General features: G+C 69.3%; 1 protein-coding gene. It reads right to left on the bottom strand.

Annotated elements, in window-relative coordinates; translation table 11 throughout:
• Window positions 1-117 precede the first annotated feature (117 nt).
• Window positions 118-1,101, bottom strand: coding sequence for a MoxR family ATPase (locus ACGF5C_RS35025; RefSeq protein ID WP_030516720.1), 984 nt, complete (start codon window positions 1,099-1,101; stop codon window positions 118-120).
• Between the last annotated feature and the right edge of the window lie 34 nt (window positions 1,102-1,135).

Below are 1,135 nucleotides of genomic sequence, written 5' to 3' on the forward strand. Positions count from 1 at the left end.
AGGGCGGCCAGCACACTCGTCAGTACGACGACGCCGGCCCAGGACGGTCGCGCGACACCGACCACCACCGCAGCCACCGCCGCGCAGACCGCGAGCCGACCCGTGACGATCATTGCGCTACACCGGAACCGGGACCGCGGCCAACAGCGAGGACATCACGCCTTCGCCGGTCACGCCGTCCAGTTCGGCCTCGGGACGCAACTGCAGACGATGCCGGAGAGCAGTCACCGCAACGGTTTTCACATCGTCGGGAGTGACGAAGGCGCGGCCGTTCAGCCACGCCAGGGCCCTTGCCGAGGCCAGCACCGCGGTCGCGCCGCGCGGGGAAGCGCCGTGCTGAACCGCGGGCGAGGTACGGGTGGCGCGGCACAGATCGACGATGTAGGCCAGCACCTCCGGGTTGACCGTCACCTGCGCGACGGCGGCCCGTGCCGCCGCGATATGCGCGGCTCCGGCGACGGGCCGCACGCCCGCTGCCCCCAGGTCGCGCGGGTCGAAGCCGGCGGCGTGGCGCTGCAGGATGCGGAATTCGTCGTCGCGGCCGGGCAACTGGATGTCCACCTTGAACAGGAACCGGTCCAGCTGCGCCTCCGGCAATGGGTAGGTGCCCTCCTGTTCGATCGGATTCTGGGTCGCGATCACCACGAACGGATCGGGCAGCGGCTGCGGGACGCCGGCCACCGACACCTGCCGCTCCTCCATCGACTCCAGCAGTGCCGATTGGGTTTTCGGCGGCGTGCGGTTGATCTCGTCGGCGAGCAGCAGGTTGGTGAAGACCGGCCCGCGGCGAAAGGTGAATTCGGCCGAATGCGGATCGTAGATCTGGGAGCCGGTCACATCGCCGGGCATCAGATCCGGAGTGAACTGCACCCGAGTGTGGTCGAGTTCCAGCGCCGCGGCCAGGGCGCGCACCAGCAGCGTCTTCGCCACGCCCGGCACACCTTCCAACAGCACGTGGCCACGACACAGCAGGGCGAGCACGAGGTACAGCACGGCGTGGTCGTTGCCGACGACCGCCTTGCCGATCTCGGCACGTACCTCGCCCAGCGCCCGGAGCGCCTGGTCGGCCGTGGGGATGTGGTTGGTCTGCGCCGTGGTCATCCGGTCTCCGTCATCCTATTTCCGATTCGATCCA

Origin of the sequence: Micromonospora sp. NPDC047620, assembly GCF_043205005.1 — a bacterium.
GTDB lineage: Bacteria > Actinomycetota > Actinomycetes > Mycobacteriales > Micromonosporaceae > Micromonospora.